This is a genomic window from Hahella sp. KA22, assembly GCF_004135205.1.
Lineage (GTDB): Bacteria > Pseudomonadota > Gammaproteobacteria > Pseudomonadales > Oleiphilaceae > Hahella.
This window is the reverse complement of sequence record NZ_CP035490.1, coordinates 2,804,580-2,824,280: the sequence shown is the minus strand read 5'-3', so window position 1 is coordinate 2,824,280 and position 19,701 is coordinate 2,804,580. Positions and strand designations below refer to the sequence as shown.

The window sequence follows — 19,701 nt, the reverse complement described above, 5'->3', positions numbered from 1 at the left end:
TTAAGTTCTAATTAAAAAAGTTCTCCGCGCGCCTAAACTTGCGTCATTCTAGGAGACAACAACGCCGACGGTCCTGACTGATCGTCGCCAAACGACACGGCTATCTATGAAACTGTTATTTGATTTTTTTCCGATCATTCTTTTTTTCGTGGTCTATAAAGCGACTAACGATATCGTCACCGCTACCGCCGCGCTTATCCCCGCTACTGCCGCACAAGTCGCCTTCTCCTGGTTTAAATACCGGAAAGTGGAAAAGATGCATTTATTCGCCCTAGTTATCGTTGTGATACTGGGGGGCGCTACGATTCTATTTAAAGACGACACATTTATTAAGTGGAAGCCCAGCGTAGTGTGCTGGCTATTGGCCGTCGTATTCCTGATTGGCGGCTGGGTAAGCAAGAAAAACCTTTACCAACGCATGATGGAGGCGAACATCAGCCTGCCGCAGCACGCATGGTCCAAGCTGAATTATTCCTGGGTAATTTTTAATGCCCTATTGGGGGGACTCAACCTGTATGTCGCCTACCACTACACCCAAGACCAATGGGTTAATTTCAAGCTATTCGGCATGCTCGGTTTGTCCCTGGTTTTCGCATTGATGCAGGGCGTTTACATCAGCCGCCACATGGAAGAGGACGAGCCAGCGCCATCCGATAGCGCTACAGGTAATGGCGATAACAAGTCCTTTTAGTTAACAAAGAAACTTCCAACATACTTCAAAGAATCAAGAGTCGCACAATGCTCTACGTCATTTACGCAGAAGATAAAGCTAACAGCCTGGAAGACAGAATGCAGGCAAGACCGGACCACCTGCAGCGTCTGGAAACACTGAAACAGCAAGGCCGCCTCATCCTCGCCGGCCCCACTCCGCACATTGACGCCATGGACCCGGGACCAGCCGGTTTCAGCGGCAGCGTAGTGATTGCGGAGTTTCCGTCACTGGAAGACGCTAAAGCCTGGGCGGACGCAGACCCCTATATAAAAGCAGGCGTGTACGAAAAAGTCACCGTCAAGCCATTCAAAAAAGTATTGCCCTGAGAACAGCCAAACGCTCCGGGCGCTTGCACTACCCTGTCGATATAGTTTAAAAAACATTCGACTAATACTTCCGCTGTTAAGAGCGGAAAGCAGAGTCAACTCAAACTGAGACAATGATACAAACGCGCCCGGGCTTTCCAACAATGTCACCGCATACTACTTAGGAATAACAACGTGGGAAAAAAAGCGCTTTTATTAGCCGGTTTGCTAATTTCCTCATTTGCATTTGCAGATACGAAATACATTGACGACACCATGTACGCTCCACTGAGAAGCGGCCAGGGACTGGAATTTCGTATCGTTCACAAAGGCGTCAAAAGCGGCACGCCGGTGGAGCATCTGCAAACCAACGCTGAGTCTGGATACAGCCTTATCCGCACCCCTGAAGGCATTGAAGGCTGGCTGCCCACCCGTTTTTTGATCAATGAGCCCGTCGCCAGAGACAAGCTCAACAGAATGACCCAGCAATATACTGCGCTACAGCAGAAATTTAACGACCTACAGAACGAATACAACCAGATCAAGGGCGAAAACTCCAACCTCGGCGGCGCTCGAGAGCAACTGGAAAAGTCCAATAAAGAACTCCAATTGGAGCTTAGCAATATCAAACGCATTTCCGAGAACGCCATTGCTCTGGATACCCGCAATCGTGAGCTCAGAGAAAGCAATGAGAAGTTGAAAAACGAAGTGGAGTTGCTCTCTGCAGAAAATTTGCGCCTGAAAGACAGCGATGAGCGCGACAAGATGCTATTGGGCGGCGGACTAGTGTTGCTTGGGGTCATTATCGCCCTGATTGTCCCCATGTTCAAAAGAGAGAAGAAAGCAGGCTGGTAACGCCAGCCTCCACCCCTCCTGATAATTTGTCCGCAATAACATCCGGGTATGTTTGCGGACGAGTGCTACACTATTCATATATAAGGAAGCAGGCGACCGTTTGCTTCTTTAAAATCTTTTATAACCGGATACTTTCATCACTATATTTTTTATACCACAGTGAGCTGAAAACGCGTCCGGAATAATGGAAGCGGGTGTGCTTGAAAGGGGGGAAAGGTTTTCATGCTATCAATATATAGTGCCTTGATTCAATAGCACATACCAAATGTTCTACCAATAGGCCAACTTATAACAAATCCAGCTTTGACAGGTCCTTTTTAGCAGCGTATAAAACTAAGGACCCAATAACAATAAGTGAGGCCGCGATGAGACTGACAACTATGCGCGATTACAGCGAGAAACGTGATTTCATCCGTATGAAAGTCGACTCAGAAATTGTGTTGACTATCGCCGACACTGGCAGAAGCTTAACAGGGGTTTGCAAAGACCTAAGTGGGGCAGGAATGTCCATCGAAATTGGTGAACCGTTCGCCGAGGGCGCGGAGTTCCAAACGTCCCTCCCCTCGTCCAACGAGGCATTTCCTTCTTTTGAGACCATCGTCAGAGTGATCAGATGTACGCCTGTATCTGAGGACAGATATGTCATAGGCGTAGAGATCACCAAGGTCGTCAATTGATATCCATGAAAGGCGTCATTCGACGCCTTTTTTGTTTCCTTTGGCTCAATTACTCTTGAGGCATACTTAGCTGCTCAGGAGATACAATCACGCCATTATTGTCTGCATAGATATAATGGCCTGGCTTAAATGTGACGCCGCCAAATGTAATGTCCACATTCAGATCGCCAATTCCCCTCTTATCCGTTTTCATGGGATGAGTACCTAATGCCTGAACGCCAAGTTCAGTTTGGCGAATCACATCAACGTCGCGAATGCATCCGTAGATAATGATCCCCTCCCATCCATTGGCCGCCGCCTTTTCCGCCAACATATCTCCCAACAGCGCCGCCCTTTTGGAGCCGCCGCCGTCCACCACCATAACCTTACCCTGTCCCGGTTGATCTACCTGCTGCTTGACGACAGAGTTATCTTCGAAACACTTAACCGTCACAATCTCTCCGCCAAATGAGCTCCTGGCGCCGAAATTCTGAAACATTGGCTCCACCACTTTAACCAGCTGTGGATATGCGTCGCATAAATCCGGAGTGACATATTTCACTTATTCGTTCTCCCTATTTTTATGAAAGTGCAGAGGCATTATTAAAAGGCTTTTACCAAAAAACTTAAACGGCCAAGGCCGCCTTTTAGAGAACCTTTTGCAGGCAATCGGATTCAAGCGTCAGAATAGGTGGTCGGTTTGTAGTTAAAGCTTGTTCCACTTCATGAACCATACGGTACGCCAGTTTGTTTGCATCCAGTCCGGCGTACTTTCTGAGCGGCCCTTGCATCAGCGGGTTCAACCATGCCGCCGCCTTCATACCTATTCCCTCCAAAAATCGAGACTCGTGACGCTCACCAAGCAACAACGAAGGCCTGAAAATCGTCACAAAAGGAAAACCCTCTTCCAATACCGCCCGCTCAACTTTTCCTTTGACGCGATTATAGAAAAACAGCGACTTTTCTGACGCCCCTAGAGCCGACACCAGCAAGAAGTGACTGGAGCCATTACGCTTCATCGCATGAGCCGCAGCAGCAGGGTATTCATAGTCGACTAACTTAAATGCATCCTGACTACCCGCCTTTTTCATAGTTGTACCCAGACAACAAAATACGTCATCTGCACTTATATCCGCCAGCTCTTGCTCCAACCAATCAAAATTGATCACTCTCTGATCTAACTTTTCGCATTCCATTTCAAGAGGACGACGCACAATCGCAGTAACTTGCTCATAGCACGCTGACGCAAGCAGGTGACGAAGACAAAACCCACCGACAAGGCCACTCGCCCCCAATACTAAAGCACTGCGCTTCCCATCCACCATTCAGTCTCCTTTATATTCTTTTCCGATCCGCACCTGACACAACAACAAACAGTCACCTAAACGCAAAAAGCCGGCATCAGCCGGCTTTGCAAACATACCCAACGCTGTCGTTACGCGTGCTTTTCCGCCAGGAAGAACCAGGTATCCAGCACAGAGTCAGGGTTCAAAGAGACACTATCGATACCCTGATCCATCAGCCACTTGGCGAAATCAGGGTGATCGGATGGACCTTGCCCACAAATACCGATGTATTTATCCGCGTTCTTACAGGCCTGAATAGCCATGGACAGCAGGCGCAATACCGCATCGTTACGCTCATCGAACAGATGCGCCACAATGCCGGAATCACGATCCAAGCCCAGGGTCAGCTGAGTCAGGTCATTGGAACCGATAGAGAAGCCATCGAAGTATTCCAGGAACTGTTCGGCCAATAGTGCATTGGCGGGCAGCTCACACATCATGACCAGTCGCAGACCGTTTTCGCCGCGACGCAGTTCATTTTGCTCAAGCAGTTCAACTACCTGTTTGGCCTCGCCCACAGTCCGCACGAACGGAACCATGATCTCCACGTTGGTGAAGCCCATTTCATTACGAACTTTCTTCAGCGCGCGACACTCCAGCTCAAAACAGTCGCGGAAAGAATCCGAAATGTAACGGGAGGCGCCACGGAAGCCCAGCATGGGGTTTTCTTCTTCCGGTTCATAGATGGTGCCGCCGATCAGGTTAGCGTACTCATTGGACTTGAAGTCAGACAAACGCACGATGACGCGCTGCGGATAAAACGCCGCCGCCAGTGTGGAAATACCCTCAACCAGTTTCTCAATGTAGAAATCGACAGGAGACGAATAGCCGGAAATACGCTTCTCCACGACCTGCTTAACATCGCGTGGAAGTGTGTCGAAGTTCAACAGCGCCTTGGGATGCACGCCGATCATACGGTTAATGATGAACTCCAAACGCGCCAGGCCCACGCCTTCGTTGGGCAATGCCTGGAAGTCAAACGCGCGATCCGGGTTGCCGACGTTCATCATGATTTTGAACGGCAGTTTAGGCATGGATTCAACACTGTTTTTCTGCAATTCGAAGTCCAGCAAACCTTCATAGATCATACCGGTATCGCCTTCGGCGCAGGATACCGTCACATTGACGCCGTCCTGCAACAGCTCAGTAGCGTCTCCGCAACCGACGACCGCCGGAATACCCAACTCACGGGCGATAATCGCCGCGTGACAGGTACGACCGCCGCGATCTGTCACGATGGCGGAAGCACGCTTCATTACAGGCTCCCAATCCGGATCGGTCATATCAGTGACCAACACGTCGCCATCCTTAACCTTATCCATCTCGGAGATATTGGTGATGACCCGAACTGGGCCGCTTCCAATTTTTTGACCGATACTACGCCCTTCACAAAGCACTTTACCCTTCTCTTTCAACAGGTAACGCTCCATGACGGCGGATGCGCGGCTCTTAACGGTCTCCGGACGAGCCTGTACGATATACAGCTTGCCATCGTCGCCGTCTTTCGCCCATTCGATATCCATCGGACGGTCGTAATGCTTTTCGATAACTAAAGCCTGACGCGTCAGCTCATAAATTTCCGCGTCAGTCAGAGAAAACTTACCGCGATCTTCCTGATCGACATTCACTGTCTGCACGGACTTGCCGGCGGAGCCGTGATCGCCATACACCATTTTGATGGCTTTACTGCCCAAATTACGACGCAATACGGCGGGACGACCGGCTTCGAAAGTGGGCTTATGGACATAGAATTCATCAGGGTTCACTGCCCCTTGTACAACCGTTTCGCCCAGACCGTAAGATGCGGTGATAAACACAACATCCTTAAAGCCTGACTCCGTATCCAAGGTAAACATAACCCCACTGGATGCGGATTCGCTGCGCACCATGCGCTGAATGCCCGCGGACAACGCCACGTGACTGTGCTCAAAACCATGGTGGGCGCGGTAGGAAATAGCGCGATCATTAAACAGAGACGCAAAAACTTCTTTCACTGCGTGTCTGATGTTTTCGACGCCGACGATATTCAGGAATGTTTCCTGCTGGCCTGCGAATGAGGCGTCCGGCAGGTCTTCTGCAGTAGCGGAGGAACGAACCGCCACCGCCATATTCTGATTGCCTTCCTGCAGTTTAGCGACGCCAGAGGCGATCGCATCATCCAACTGCTTAGGGAAAGGAGTGTCAGTGATCCACTGGCGAATACGGGAACCGGTTTCCGCCAACGCTACCACATCGTTCACATCCAACTTGGCCAGCTCATCATGAATACGCTTATCCAATCCTTCGGTTTGGAGGAACTCACGATAAGCGTGAGCGGTAGTGGCGAACCCCAACGGAACGGTAACCCCGGCGTGAGCCAGGTTACTGATCATCTCGCCAAGTGAGGCGTTCTTTCCCCCCACTTTGTCGATATCGCCCATACCCAGGCTTTCAAACCAAATGATGTAATCTTCCAAGGTGCTTCTCCCTAGTCAAATCATAGCGTTTGGCGTCAAACTACGAAGCATGTCGCAAATCATAGCTCAGCGGCGCCACACAGTTGTAACCGTTTACCGAGATAACTACAAGTAGCAGCCATCCCTATGATGTTTATGCCTAATCTTATTTGTGATTCACTTTATAAGCGACTTATCCGGCGTAGTCTAGCATCTGTATACTGGGCTCTGCACCCAACAATACAGGAAGACAATTAGCAATTAGGCGATTACGATCAAGTCTTGCGATTGCAGCATTCCAAGCCAGTCTTGTCGGCGGCGGGACTCGCGACAAAGGAAACGCACAAATACATTTAAATCATAACTAACTATTACTTCCGCCTTTTATATGCTTTGAGCAGGTTAAACTTCATGAAAAGAACCGCATTTTTTATATCCGACGGCACCGGTATTACCGCCGAAGCCCTGGGACAGAGTCTGCTGGCGCAGTTTGAATTCATAGAATTTGAAAAGATCACCCTGCCATATATCGACTCACTGGAAAAAGCCCGCAAAGCCGTCGCACGCATAGATAAAGCATCGGAAATAGACGGCAATAAACCCGTCATATTCGACACCATCGTCAACAGTGAAATTCGCGCTGAAATACGCAAAAGCCAGGGGTATATGATTGATATCTTTGGCACTTTCCTGGAGCCGCTGGAGCAGGAACTGGGATCAAAATCCACTTACACTGTCGGCAAATCCCACTCTATCGTCAGCAACTCCTCTTACAACCGTCGTATTGACGCTATGAACTACGCTCTGGAGAACGACGATGGCGCACGGGTCCGCTACTATAATGAGGCGGACATCATTTTGGTCGGCGTCTCTCGTAGCGGCAAAACGCCCACTTGTATTTACCTTGCGCTGCAATACGGCATCAAAGCGGCCAACTTTCCTTTGACCGAAGACGACATTCTGGACCAGCGCCTGCCGGAATCACTACGCAGCTATCGCGAAAAGATTTTCGGCCTGACCATAGACCCCGAGCGTCTCGCCGTCATTCGTAATGAGCGCAAGCCCAACTCCAAATACGCCTCTATCAAGCAGTGCAATTACGAAGTAGAGGAAGTAGAGCTGATGTACCGTCGCGAGCGTATTCCTTACCTCAACTCCACCGACTATTCCGTCGAAGAAATATCCACCCGCATCATGATGATGACGGGCATAGAGCGCCGCATTCGCTGATAAAAAAGCCCCGACGATCTGCATCGTCGGGGCTTCTGTGTCATGACATCGCCGTGAGGCGAAGCAATTTATATCTTGTGAATAGCCAGATTCAGCTTGGTGAACGTGTCTTTGGCGTTCTCTCCACTCACCACCGCTACACTGGCCTCTTTGTTCAGCAGATAAGTGCTGGCCACTCTCTCCAAATCTTCCATCGTCACAGCAAGCACACGACGACGGAACTGCTTCCGCTGCTCAGCCGTACGTCCGAACAACTCACTGTGGAAAGCGGACTTCGCCTCGCCAGCAGGAGAGCGCGGTTTATCAATGTTGCTCACCACTCCCAATACCGCCTGCTCAAGCTCAGCAGGATCGTGCTCACGATTCAGCAGCCAAGTGACTGATTCGTCAAAGTCGCTCAACGTTCCTTCTATCCGCGGGTCGCGGTAAGAGTAGAAACGGAATACGGAGTTGGCGTTATCCTGGCCCGCCCCTGCTCCATAGGCGCCGCCCTGCTCACGAATCGCCCGATGCAGGAAACCGTTGCGCAGATAGTGCCCCAATACAGTCAGTGCAGCAGCATCACCATGTTCACTGGGAACCGTCGCATAGACTTTGGCGCAGAAACTTACCTGGCTATTGGTGATCCAGCCCACCTGACAATGCTCTCGCGTAGCAGGCAAGTTAAGCAGACTGACGTCAGAATCAGACGCAGCCTCACCCCATCCAGTAAATGCGGCCTGATTGAACGCATCCAAATTGGCGGGCTCTGCAACGCTCAGGAACTGCGCCGGATTGGCGACAAGCTTCTGGTGCAATTGCTTCAAGCTATCTGCAAACGCCTGCAGCTTCGCTTTATCCGCAAAGGATTTATCCAGCGCCTTAATCCACTGGATGCCAGCCAAACCGCCAGTGCGGTGACCAATCGCCCCTGCAGGACTCAGACGACTGGCCGCCGCCATCATCGCCATACCGTGACCATTACTGGTAACGCCCTGCTCCCGCCTGGAAGCCAGCAGCGCCACAAGCTCTTTGATACGATCAAGCTCATCAAAACGCGGTTGATATAAAAACTCTTTCATCAGGCCAATCAACTCGGCTTGATTGCGCTGCAAAGCCTTACCGGAAACTACCAGAAAGCCCTTACACTTCTGCTCATCCGCCACTTCGCCGCGAATCTCCCAATAACAGGAAACGCCGCCGGTGTAGGCGGACTGACGCTCTTGCATTTCCAAGTAAGAGCGCTCACCAGCGCCGACTTCCGCCAGACAGAAAGTCAGCAGCGGCAACAGCGACAATTCCTCATCACTCAGATCCGGCAATGGCAAAATAGCCTGATGGTAGATTAGGCCGTTAGTCCCCTGAGCATACGCCGTCAGCGGCAGAGCGCCTTGAGCCTTGACCGGCTCAGGAATCGCGATATCCAGAGGAACATCATCCAACCCTACTTTAGGAAGAATATCTTCCGGGTCTTTTTGGTTCTGGCGCTCGTTCAATGCTTGCGCCTGAGCGACGATTTTCTGCTTTTCTTCATCCGACAAACGGCTCTTAACCGCCTGCAATTTCGCGTGCGTATACTTTTCCCGTTGAGCTTCCAGTTGCGCGTCTGGCGCCAATGTCAGAGTAATGCGATGTGGATTATCCAGCAGTAGCTCTTTCACCAGGGTCTTAATGTATTCAGGGTTCTTGATGCGCTCACGCAACTTCACCAGCACCGGATCGATGTCCAATAATTCCGCGGGATCTACGCCTTGCAGCGCAGGCGACATCGCCGCCAGAATCAATTGCAGACCATAAGGATAGGAATCTCCGGAAATCTCACGCTGACTCAGTTCCAACTGGTGCAACACAGCTTCCAGTTTCTCCAGAGGCACGCCTTCCGTTGCTACTTTTTCCAGCACGCCCACGACCAAAGACTCAAACGCCGCTGCGCGCTCAGGCTCAGAGCCCTCTATTCCGCACACAAACGCCATCTCTTTATAGGAGTCTTCCAAGCCGCAAAGTCCGGACGGCGAATGGCCCAAATCCGTAGTCTCCAATGCATGCATTAATGGAGATGCGCTGTTTTCCAGCAGAACATTGGACAGCAGGTGGGCTTCCAAATTGCGCTCGAGATCGCCGCTCGGCGTCAACAGCCAGCCCATAACAATATGTGACTTGGAAGCGGACTCTTCTTCCGCCGCCAGCGGATAGGCCTCTTGCACACGAATTGGCGAGAAGTAGCGTTTTTCATCACTGATGACGGGAATATCGTCAGAACGATCAAACTGCTGCAGCGCCTTGTCTTCAAACACTTTCTGCAGCTCATTCGCCGGCAGGTCGCCAAAAGTCATGAACACCGCATTGCTGGGATGATAATGCTTACGATAAAACTGCAGCAGTTGCTCGTGAGTCAGGTCGGGAATATGGTCAGGCTCGCCACCACTGTTGTAGTGATAAGTGGATGTCGGGTACAGATATTTGGTGACCGCCCCCCACAACTGCGACATCGGCGAACTCATTGCGCCTTTCATCTCATTGTAGACAACGCCTTTGTAGACCAGGTCAGAATTGGGATTTTCCGCTTCTTCAAACTCAAAGCGGTGCCCTTCTTGCGCAAAATCCAGCTCATTCAGATTCGCAAAAAACACGGAATCCAAATAGACATCCAGTAGATTAAAGTAATCTTTGCGGTTCTGACTGGCGAACGGATAAGCCGTCCAGTCACTACTGGTGAACGCGTTCATGAAGGTATTCAGTGAACGCCGGGTCATCATGAAAAACGGATCACGCACAGGGAAATTCTTGCTGCCGCACAGCGTCGTATGCTCAAGAATATGGGCGACGCCAGTAGAGTCCGTCGGCACCGTGCGCAACGCCACCAGAAAGACGTTTTCTTTTTGCTCGGAACTCAAGTGAAAGTGCCTGGCTCCGGTTTTCAAATGCCGGAATTCCTGAAGCTCAATTTTCAACGCATCTATTTTGCGTCGGCTAATGCATTCAAATGTGGGATGGGCGATATCCAAAGACAACGAGTCAGACATTTATTTCCAGCCAATCTTTACGAGTGTCGAGTTAGTTTTAGTTCCTTGCGCCGCCCTCCTGAAGACTGCCGGCACGCTCAAAACCGCGCCTACAGAGAACGACAATTGAAACAAGTGTAACAGAGAGAACAGATATTTACCGAATACCGCACCAGACATATCTTTCTATCTCCTCGATTGCGCATTCCTATGGCAGACAATCATTTACCAAGAACATCCCGGTTGAGATAGGAGTCGAAATCCGGACGCTGCGGCAGAAACTCCTCAAACAAGTTTGAGTTGACCAAAAAGTCAGCGGTCGCCGAATTGCAGGCGCTGGGCACATTCCATAAAGTCGCTAAACGCAGCAGCGCCTTGATATCCGGATCATGCGGCATCGGCTCCAACGGGTCCCAGAAGAATATCAGCAAATCAACTTTTCCCTCTGAGATCAAAGCGCCTATCTGCTGATCTCCGCCAAGTGGACCGCTATGGCAGCGCCTGACATCCACTCCCGTTTTTTCAGCAATTAATTTTCCCGTCGTGCCTGTCGCGTAGACTGTACATTTGTTCAGTTTAACGCTATTTTTTTCCACCCAGGCAATCAGGTCGGCCTTTTTGTTATCGTGAGCGATAAGAGCGACACTGGTGACGCCCTTGGGGCGATTTACTTGATCTGTCATGTAGTTACATCCACTATTTCAGACTTTATTCTATACATGCTAAAACGCTGACATCGGCAGATCGGATGTAGCTTTTTATACGAATATGTCAGAACCCAAAGGCAAAGACCAGACTCTATGACAAGCGAAAACAACAACGAAACGCCGACCGGCGAGTCTCCAGCTCCAGCTCCAGCTCCAGCTCCAGCTCCAGCTCCAGCTCCAGCTCCAGCTCCAGCTCCAGCTCCAGCTCCAGCTCCAGCTCCAGCTCCAGTAGAGATTGAAGCCTATTGGGTGGAACGCAAGCGCTATTTAAATGAAATCAAGAAAATCCCGGAGCTGCGCACCCGTTATATGAAATCAGCGCTCATCTACCTGCTACGGCGCTTTTTATGGTCATTCACGTTCTTTCCTGTATTCATCGCATTCTGGGTGCCTCTGGTGCTGTCCCGATTCAACCCGGTAGCGATGGTTCAGGACATTCTTCCCAGTTTGCAATCTTTTGTGGAAGCCAACCCGCAAAGTCAGGCGGCGACAATAGAAACTTTATTTATCGCCTGGTTTTCAATCGGCTTCACCTTCGCAGTTTTTGACTTCATACTTACGCCCTTTAAAAGCCCTTATGAATATGAGGCGGATGTCCACATGCGCGCCTGGGAGGAGTTGCAAACTCGCAACAAAACTTAACAAGGACAGATATTTAGCGTGAGCCAATACCAACAGCAATGTGACACTATATGCATTTAATAGAAGCCGTGACCTATTTGGTTACAATCAGCAGGATTAGGGGCTAAGATGAATTACAATTTACACATGGGTTGGTAGGCAAGGTAGTAATAATGGTCGATCTGAGACCACTTTTATTTATCAATGCGCTTGTCCTGATGCTGCTGGTGACCGCCGGCTTCGCCCATAGGCAAGATATCAACATACCGGTGCTGGCGGATACCTTATCCCCCGCGACCGAGCGCAGGGCAGGCGATATTAAAACCACCGATTACGGCACGCCCATCGGCAGTGCGGATCTCAGCGCCCAGCTGGAAAGTTTCCGTTCTACTGAAAACGCACCAGGGGAATCGCTGGAAGAGGCTATCCTGTTCGTCGATCAGTTAACGCCGGAACAACAGCAGGCGCTTGAAGCATCGAACGCCGCACAAGATGCGGAAAACGGCGCGCTAATGGCCTCAGCGGACGCGGACCAGACGCTCTCCTTACCACAGCAGGTTGTTGCGAAAGAAACCCAACAGTCGCCCTCCCCCACTATGTCGGATACCGGCAAACTGTTTATCCGTTCGAATGTCGCCAATGATAATGTCCTCATCAATGGAAAACCCTATGGAGCCAGCGCCGTCGAAGTAGAGTTGCCAGCAGGCGAATACGACATAGAAGTCAGCAAAGAAGGCTACAAAACCTTTCGCAATAAGATCGACCTCGCCCGAGGCGACTCTCGCACCATCAGCGTAACCCTAGATCGCATCACGGTTGTGGAATACAAAGATGGCGTCTGGAAACACGGCGTGGTAACTGGCGAAGGAACCTATGTCGGCAAAGACGGCTCCCGCTATCAGGGAGAGTTCGTCAACAAGCTGTTCCATGGCAAAGGCCTGCTAAAAATGGCCAACGGAGCGGAGTACAACGGGGAATGGTATGAAGGTCGCAAGCACGGACACGGCTCTTTCAAACAGCCGAACGGCGACCTGTATGTCGGCGATTTCAGAGACGACCAGTTCAATGGCGAAGGTACGCTGACGCTGAAAAGCGGTGATATCTACACAGGCTACTGGGTTGATGGAAAGCTGAACGGCGAAGGCACGCTGACCGGCAAAAACGGCATGCTCTTTGTTGGCGGTTTTTCCGAAAGCAAATATCACGGCTCCGGTTCGTTAACCTATCCGGACGGAACTCATTACGAGGGAGGTTTCGCCAACGGGCAGTTCCAGGGCAAAGGGGAACTCATCTATGCGGACGGCAAAAAGTACACCGGACAGTTCTTTGAAGGGAAGTTTCATGGACAGGGGGAATTACTGAACCCCAATGGCAGTAAGATCAGCGGTACATTTAAATTCGGTAAACCATATGGACTGGCGACGCTGACGACGCCGGAGGGCGAGATCTTTACCGCCCGCAGCAGTAACCCCGGCGTTTGCTATCGCCTGAAAAGTTATAGAGCAACTCAATGCCCGCCTTTAGAAGGCTGGTAACAAACACCCAAAGTCAGCTATGTTAGCCCGCTGTGACGGTGACATTGGTATTTGAGGTACACCATGACAATTAAAACTGCGTTACTCGTTGACGACTCCAAAGTAGCGAGGTTTGCGCTCAGCAAGCTACTTGAGAACGTCAGCATGAACGTAAATCTGGCCGGCTCTGCGGAGGAGGCGCTCGATTATCTGAGCAAGAACTCGCCGCCCGACGTGATATTTATGGATCACCTAATGCCGGGAATGAACGGAGTGGAAGCCTCCAAGGCGATCAAGTCCAATCCGGATACCGCCGCCATTCCGATCATTATGTGCACGTCGAAAAAGTCCAAGGAATTTGAGGACGCAGCAAAACGCTTCGGCATTTACAACATTCTGACCAAACCGCCGCAAACTGATGGCTTGCACAGTATTCTGGAGCAGCTTAACCGGGATATTGAAGCCGGCAGTCTCACTTCAGCGCCTATCGATCTGACCGCCATGGATTTCGCCTTCAGCGACCATGACGTAGATGATGCTGAGGAAACCGCCGTCACGAAGGTCAAGGCTAAAGAAGAAGAGCAACCACCCTCTCCTCATGACGCCTTGCCCGTAAACGGAAAAGCCTTCAGCCTGCCAATAGAAATGATTGAACAGGTCGCGCGCTCTACAGTGAAAACCAGCTTGAACACGCGCGTTCACGAACTATTAAGCGACCTGTTCGATGAGCAGTACGCCCACCTCAAGCGCTTATCGGAAGAACTACAAAACAGACATGATGAGCGTATAGAAACTTTTTATAGCCGCATTGAAAGCCAAATTACCACCAGCTTCGCAGCACTCAAAGAAGAGGTGTCCGCTGAGCTGGCCAGAGAAATCAGCCAAGAGCTGAATGAAATCAAGGAAGAGCTTAAAAACGCCGCGCCGGCGGCTCCCGCCGCAGGCGCTTCACCCGCCATCACTCAGAAGCAATTGGATGAACTGAAGGACCACATGACGACAGTGCAATCCATTGACACCGAGTTCTGGCAAACCCTGCAGGCGGAAGCCATCCAACAAGCGCATGATATCTCCCGGGAAACGGCGGAAGACATCGCTCAGCGCACTATTGAGCTGTATGGGGAATCACAGCGTAGCGCCAGTAATAAAGCTTATATGATTGCTTTATCTATCAGTATCGGCGTTTTCGCCGCCGGCGTCGCCTTTATCTCCGGCATATTTGGCTGATTGCTCTCCCATCATCTCCCGCCCCCATTCATTGATTGGCGAGGCGGGAGAAGTCCCAGGAAAATACTCAACTTTACTGGACTTACACGCTTTTAAGCGATATAACGCAGCATTAATTTCGCACACATAGCTCATTTTATAGCCACCCCTTATGAATCGTCTGTTTGTTGATCACCTTACCGTTCTTGATTTCTCTTACCTTCACCCTCTCCGCGGCATCGTTGGAGAAAGCTGGATTATGGATATTGAGCTTTCCGGCGACCTGGACGAACAAGGCATGGTGTTCGATTTCGGCGACGTCAAAAAAATCCTTCGCCAGGCTGCGGAGGATATGATTGATCACAAACTGGTGGTGCCTCAGGATCTGCTGGACATGAATGTCGAGCAAAAGGGCGAGCGCATTGAAGTCAGTTGCAGCTTTCCCGGCGACGCGCAGTTTCACATCTCCTGCCCTACTGACGCCATCGCCGCCCTGCCTCTGACGGAAATTGATATCGAGTCGGTAGAACCTTTATTGACTAAACACCTGCAAAGCGTGGTGCCGGACAATGTAAAGAAGGTGAAAATCCGCTTGCGTGAGGAAAACATTCAGGGCGCTTACTACCACTACACCCATGGTTTGAAAAAGCACGCCGGTAACTGCCAGCGCATCGCTCACGGTCACCGCTCCAAACTGGAAATATTCGCAGACGGACAGCGCAGCCAGCTCACCGAGTATCAATGGGCCAAAAAATGGAAAGATATCTATATCGGTAGCTGGGAAGATGTCGCTCAAGAAGAGACTATCAATGGCGTTGAGCACATACGCTTCAAATATGTCGCCTCGCAAGGTGACTTTGAGCTATTGATGCCGAAGAAGCGCGTATACATGATTGATACTGATTCCACCGTCGAGTGGATCGCTGAACATATTGCGCAGACCCTGAAAAAGCAACGCCCGCAAAACTGGTTTACTGTGCGAGCGTACGAAGGCGTAAAAAAAGGCGCTATCGCTGAACGTTAGCGCCTCTATATACCGAAAAAGCGGAGCGGGCTAAGCCCACTCCCCTCTCAAAGCCTTAACTTTCTCTTCCAGCGCCTCGGAACTGACCTTTTCAGGCTCCCAACTTGCGTCTGCGACCAGTTCAACTTTAGACCAAAAGCGCCGGGGCAGTTTAGCTAACGCCATGCCATCTTTATGGCTGAAGAATGAACCCCACAACCCTCGCAGCGCCATTGGCGTTACAGGCACAGGGTTACGCTGGATAATCAGCTCAATTCCCTTTCTAAACGCGTCGATATCCCCCGTCTTTGTCAAACGTCCCTCAGGGAAGATACAAATCACCTCACCATTCTCCAGCGCTTCGCTAATCGCCTCAAAAGCGCGATGGTAGGTATCCTGGTCTCTCTTTTCGGAAGTAATAGGGATGGTGCGCGCAAGCTTGAAAAACCAGTGCAGCCCCGGCATTTCGTATATGCCTTTATCCATGACAAAACGCACAGGTCTGCGCACGGCGCCGCCAATCAGCATTGCGTCAACATAACTGACATGGTTGCATACCAGCACAACAGGCCCTTCTTGAGGAATATTGCTCAAACCTCGATGCGTAACCCGATACATCGTGTGACCTAACAACCATATGCAAAAGCGTAATGCGAATTCCGGCACTTGCTTGAATATATACACTGCGACAACAGCATTCATAATCGCCAGCACCAGGAAGTATTCAGGAATGGTCAACCCTATTAGCGTCAGGAAAACTATGGCGAAGGCTGCGCTGAACACCATAAAAATAGCGTTCATTACATTATTCAACGCAATGACCTGCGCCCGTTTCTTTTCTTCTGAGCGCTCCTGAATCAATGCATACAAGGGCACAATATAAAAGCCGCCAAACAAACCTATAAACAATAGATCCAATAACACGCCATAACCGGAAGGATCAGCCAGAAATTCTCCAAACGTTCTTAGCTCTATGACATTAACGTCAGGCGTAGCAAAGTAGAGATGAGCGCCAAACAGGGTAAGACCCAGTGAGCCGATAGGAACTAGCCCAAGCTCCACTTTGCCGTCGGACAATTTACTGCACAGTAACGATCCCGTCGCAACGCCGATAGAAAACAACGTCAACAGCCCCGTAGCGACGGCAGGATTCCCCAGTAAATATTCTTTGGTGAAGAGATTGAATTGAGTCAGGTAGCTCGCCCCTAAAAACCAGAACCAGCTGATGGCCATCACCGAGAGAAACACCGCCCGATTGTCTTTAACATCTCGCACGGTTCCCATGGTCTCTGTAATCGGGTTCCAATTAATTCTTAGCTGCGGGTTGACCGAATCCGCCTGCGGTATCGAACGACTTGCGACATATCCAGCGATCGCACAGACAATGATGCCGCCGGCGATCAGATTTACGCCGCCCTGATGACTAAACAAAACGCCAGCGAGAATGGTGCCGAAAAGGATCGCCAAGAAGGTCCCCATTTCAACCAGCGCATTTCCCGCCAATAACTCTTCGTGCTTCAAATGCTGCGGGAGAATGGAGTATTTCACTGGACCAAACGCTGCCGACTGCACGCCCATCATAAACAACAAGAACAACAGCAGGACTTTGGACTCAGAGATAAAAGCAAAGGCGGCCAGCGACATGAGCGCTATTTCCACCAACTTGATGACCCGGATAAGTTTCCCCTTCTCAAACTTATCGGCGAGCTGGCCCGCCAATGGTGAAAAGAGGAAAAAAGGAAGGATAAACAAACCCGCCGCCACATTGACCAGCGTTGCGCTTTCTTCTTCGCTAAGCCTGTATGCGAACAGCAGCAGGATACCCTGCTTGAAAAGGTTGTCGTTAAAAGCTCCAAACGCCTGCGTCAAAAAATACGGCAGAAAACGAATGGAGCCGAGCAAATTAAACACGCCTTTATTAGCCATGAAGGAACTCCGCAAGGGCGAAACGCGATCGGATAACGGGACGTTATCCGGCGAATTTTTTATAACATTTTGTTTTAGCGAAGATTAGCAGCAGCGCTACCAGTACGCCATGCAACATTCGGCAGGTTGCGAATAATTGCCCATCAAGTATCGATATACGCATCATTCCATTAATACATCAACTTGTTACAACCTTCAGAAGCCAAGTCCATTCCATTATCGCCCGCGTCTCTACGAGTTGCAGGCGCTCCAAGAACATTCATCAAGCCCTTACATTCTGTAATTTTTTGTTGAGAAACAATTCGTTACCGAAATAAACAGAATCCCGTCACAGGCTTGGTTTAAACTCCATCGCAAAATTAGGAGTTGGTATAAGGCGGTACCTACAGTGAAGTCCAAGTCATTTGCAGGATTTGCATCAATTTTATCTGCTTGCGTACGTAATAAATCCTTACCCATATTCACAGGCATTTTCTTTCTGACAACCTTGGTTACCGGTTGTGGCGGAGGGGGAGGAAGTTCACAGTCATCGTCAGGAGCCAATGGCGTATATGTATTCTGGGATGCTCCCGTTACTCGGGAAGATGGCACGCCATTAGCTGCGTCAGAGATATCAAGTTATCGGATTTATCACAGTTTCACTCCCCCCAAAGCATCCGGGAGCAACAAAGCAGCGAGCAACGACGAGTGGAAGTCAGTCAAAGTTCCAGCCGACACGGATTCCTATTACTTTGATAATCTTGAGGTGGGCGACCACTATTTTGCAGTCACCGCCGTAGATACCTTTGGAGTTGAAAGCGATCCTTCACAAATTCTCCCCAAAACCATTCACTAACCAGTTTTACACACCTTCCCCTTAGTCCTTGTGTAAGCGCCGCTGAAGTTTTCGGCGCTCTTCTTCCATTCGCGTTAATAGTTGCTCAAGCGGCGATTTAAATTTCACTGTAGCCGGAGCCATCGCTTCCAAATATTGCTTCTGCTGCTCTCTAAGCTCATTTAGCCTCGCAAGCACATCCTGCATACCAAGTACAAAGCTTGAGCCTTGTACGTCATCTGAGACCCCCTGAGCGCTCTCCAAATTAAGCTCAGCCCGAGCTTCTTCAATTACTTCTGCAGAAAAGGGCCTCATACTGGCTGGAGCGGAGTGCGCAAGGTCAATTTCCTGCAAGGTGCGCACATCGCCATTTTCCATCAACATGATGCCCGTAGACTTAGTGCGCCCAAGCACCCGACCATAATCCCCCACCAATTCAAACGAGTCCGAAGTGGAGCCCAAATAGATTGCGCCCACACCCACTTCCTTCAGTGACAATAGTTGCTTATCGCCATTTTCCGAAGCCGCCCAAACGCGCAAGCTGGAGAAGACTGGATCGGATTCGTCAATCCAGCGATTGCCGTCCGCATCATAACGAGAGAGGTCACCAAGACCATCGCCGCTATAGGCGCCGAACATTTCACCGCCATCATTAATTTTTCCATCGCCATTTACATCCAGCACCAAATAGCCGCTGCCAACGCCCAACTCTGCAATATCTTCCTGCCGCCCATCTCCATTTAGGTCAAAGCTGAAGGATGTATTACGCAACGTCGCTGTCTCCGCCCCAAAGTTAAGCACCAGCGGGTCAGTCATTACTCTGGCGCTGACCAAAAGGTTAGATTGGCTTTCAACCACACTCGCACGCTCACGATTAAGATATAAAGTGAACGCAATCTCCCTGCCATCTTCCAGATTGATCACACCGGAAGAAACAGTTGTGGAGCTTTGTGACTCAGAAACAAAGGAATAGCGACTGAATGCGACAACCGCCTCTCCCGCGACGGTCACGCCACCTGTCGCGCCGCCTGAGATCACCTGCACAGCCTCCTCTCCCTGCACCCCAACCTGAACGATCTGCGATAAGGCCGAGCTTCTATCCAGCACCTTTGCCTGACCGTCGCCAGAAAGCACCCTGGAGTATACCTGAGCGCTTTCAGACTGATTGGCGTCATAGTTGAAATAAGACTGTCGCTGACTAAGCAAATAAGAACTGGAAGTATCTACCGGCGAAGATTGCGAGGAGACAAACAAAAGCCGTTCGCGCTCCAGCGTTTTTTCCTGTGAAACACTCTGATTGGTCAACTGAATGGAAGAGGATTGGATCTGCATGAAGCCTCCGCTCAACAAACTGCAGTCACTAACAGTTTATCGGCGGCGATGAGAAAAA

Annotated in this window: 17 protein-coding genes; 10 read left to right on the top strand and 7 right to left on the bottom strand. The window is 50.4% G+C overall.

Going from position 1 to position 19,701, the window contains the following annotated elements:
- The first annotated feature begins 106 nt into the window (after positions 1–106).
- The 4 genes from EUZ85_RS12640 to EUZ85_RS12625 all read left to right on the top strand — a co-directional run bounded on the left by EUZ85_RS12640 (position 107) and on the right by EUZ85_RS12625 (position 2,549).
- Complete coding sequence (locus tag EUZ85_RS12640) at positions 107–691, top strand: septation protein A (RefSeq protein ID WP_127969630.1); 585 nt, start codon at positions 107–109, stop codon at positions 689–691.
- Between the two features lie 47 nt (positions 692–738).
- Positions 739–1,038, top strand: coding sequence for a YciI family protein (locus EUZ85_RS12635; RefSeq protein WP_127969629.1), 300 nt, complete (start codon positions 739–741; stop codon positions 1,036–1,038).
- Between the two features lie 174 nt (positions 1,039–1,212).
- On the top strand, positions 1,213–1,872 hold the full coding sequence (locus EUZ85_RS12630; RefSeq protein ID WP_127969628.1) for a TIGR04211 family SH3 domain-containing protein: 660 nt from the start codon (positions 1,213–1,215) through the stop codon (positions 1,870–1,872).
- Between the two features lie 365 nt (positions 1,873–2,237).
- On the top strand, positions 2,238–2,549 hold the full coding sequence (locus tag EUZ85_RS12625; RefSeq protein ID WP_241567020.1) for a PilZ domain-containing protein: 312 nt from the start codon (positions 2,238–2,240) through the stop codon (positions 2,547–2,549).
- A 49-nt stretch (positions 2,550–2,598) separates the two neighbouring features.
- Here the strand turns inward: EUZ85_RS12625 and rraA are convergent, their stop codons facing one another.
- The 3 genes from rraA to ppsA all read right to left on the bottom strand — a co-directional run bounded on the left by rraA (position 2,599) and on the right by ppsA (position 6,294).
- Positions 2,599–3,090 (bottom strand): ribonuclease E activity regulator RraA, encoded by a 492-nt coding sequence (gene rraA, locus EUZ85_RS12620; protein ID WP_127969627.1) that lies wholly within the window; start codon positions 3,088–3,090, stop codon positions 2,599–2,601.
- An 85-nt stretch (positions 3,091–3,175) separates the two neighbouring features.
- Positions 3,176–3,853, bottom strand: coding sequence for an oxidoreductase (locus tag EUZ85_RS12615; RefSeq protein WP_127969626.1), 678 nt, complete (start codon positions 3,851–3,853; stop codon positions 3,176–3,178).
- A gap of 110 nt (positions 3,854–3,963) precedes the next feature.
- Positions 3,964–6,294: a phosphoenolpyruvate synthase gene (gene ppsA / locus EUZ85_RS12610; protein ID WP_370454961.1), complete on the bottom strand. Its 2,331-nt coding sequence runs from the start codon at positions 6,292–6,294 to the stop codon at positions 3,964–3,966.
- A gap of 426 nt (positions 6,295–6,720) precedes the next feature.
- Between ppsA and EUZ85_RS12605 the strand changes: the two genes are divergently transcribed.
- Positions 6,721–7,539, top strand: a complete 819-nt coding sequence (locus EUZ85_RS12605) for a pyruvate, water dikinase regulatory protein (protein WP_127969624.1) — start codon at positions 6,721–6,723, stop codon at positions 7,537–7,539.
- A gap of 68 nt (positions 7,540–7,607) precedes the next feature.
- On the opposite strand, the gene EUZ85_RS12600 is transcribed toward EUZ85_RS12605, so the two are convergent.
- Together EUZ85_RS12600 and EUZ85_RS12595 are read right to left on the bottom strand one after the other, a co-directional pair.
- Entirely contained in the window at positions 7,608–10,541 is a 2,934-nt protein-coding gene (locus EUZ85_RS12600) for an insulinase family protein (RefSeq protein ID WP_127969623.1), read from the bottom strand.
- Positions 10,542–10,741: 200 nt separating this feature from the next.
- Positions 10,742–11,203 (bottom strand): methylglyoxal synthase, encoded by a 462-nt coding sequence (locus tag EUZ85_RS12595; RefSeq protein WP_127969622.1) that lies wholly within the window; start codon positions 11,201–11,203, stop codon positions 10,742–10,744.
- Between the two features lie 117 nt (positions 11,204–11,320).
- Between EUZ85_RS12595 and EUZ85_RS12585 the strand changes: the two genes are divergently transcribed.
- The 4 genes from EUZ85_RS12585 to EUZ85_RS12570 all read left to right on the top strand — a co-directional run bounded on the left by EUZ85_RS12585 (position 11,321) and on the right by EUZ85_RS12570 (position 15,592).
- The gene (locus EUZ85_RS12585) at positions 11,321–11,869 is read left to right on the top strand and encodes a hypothetical protein (RefSeq protein ID WP_206618049.1); all 549 of its coding nucleotides are present in this window, start codon (positions 11,321–11,323) and stop codon (positions 11,867–11,869) included.
- Between the two features lie 152 nt (positions 11,870–12,021).
- Positions 12,022–13,383 (top strand): PEGA domain-containing protein, encoded by a 1,362-nt coding sequence (locus tag EUZ85_RS12580; protein WP_127969621.1) that lies wholly within the window; start codon positions 12,022–12,024, stop codon positions 13,381–13,383.
- A 63-nt stretch (positions 13,384–13,446) separates the two neighbouring features.
- Complete coding sequence (locus EUZ85_RS12575) at positions 13,447–14,589, top strand: response regulator (RefSeq protein WP_127969620.1); 1,143 nt, start codon at positions 13,447–13,449, stop codon at positions 14,587–14,589.
- A gap of 151 nt (positions 14,590–14,740) precedes the next feature.
- On the top strand, positions 14,741–15,592 hold the full coding sequence (locus tag EUZ85_RS12570) for a 6-carboxytetrahydropterin synthase (RefSeq protein WP_164887232.1): 852 nt from the start codon (positions 14,741–14,743) through the stop codon (positions 15,590–15,592).
- A gap of 30 nt (positions 15,593–15,622) precedes the next feature.
- Here EUZ85_RS12570 and EUZ85_RS12565 read toward each other — a convergent pair whose 3' ends face one another.
- Positions 15,623–17,497 (bottom strand): MFS transporter, encoded by a 1,875-nt coding sequence (locus EUZ85_RS12565; RefSeq protein WP_127969619.1) that lies wholly within the window; start codon positions 17,495–17,497, stop codon positions 15,623–15,625.
- A 388-nt stretch (positions 17,498–17,885) separates the two neighbouring features.
- On the opposite strand from EUZ85_RS12565, the gene EUZ85_RS12560 reads away from it, so the two are divergent.
- Entirely contained in the window at positions 17,886–18,332 is a 447-nt protein-coding gene (locus tag EUZ85_RS12560; protein WP_127969618.1) for a hypothetical protein, read from the top strand.
- A 21-nt stretch (positions 18,333–18,353) separates the two neighbouring features.
- Here EUZ85_RS12560 and EUZ85_RS12555 read toward each other — a convergent pair whose 3' ends face one another.
- On the bottom strand, positions 18,354–19,643 hold the full coding sequence (locus tag EUZ85_RS12555) for a hypothetical protein (RefSeq protein ID WP_127969617.1): 1,290 nt from the start codon (positions 19,641–19,643) through the stop codon (positions 18,354–18,356).
- Between the last annotated feature and the right edge of the window lie 58 nt (positions 19,644–19,701).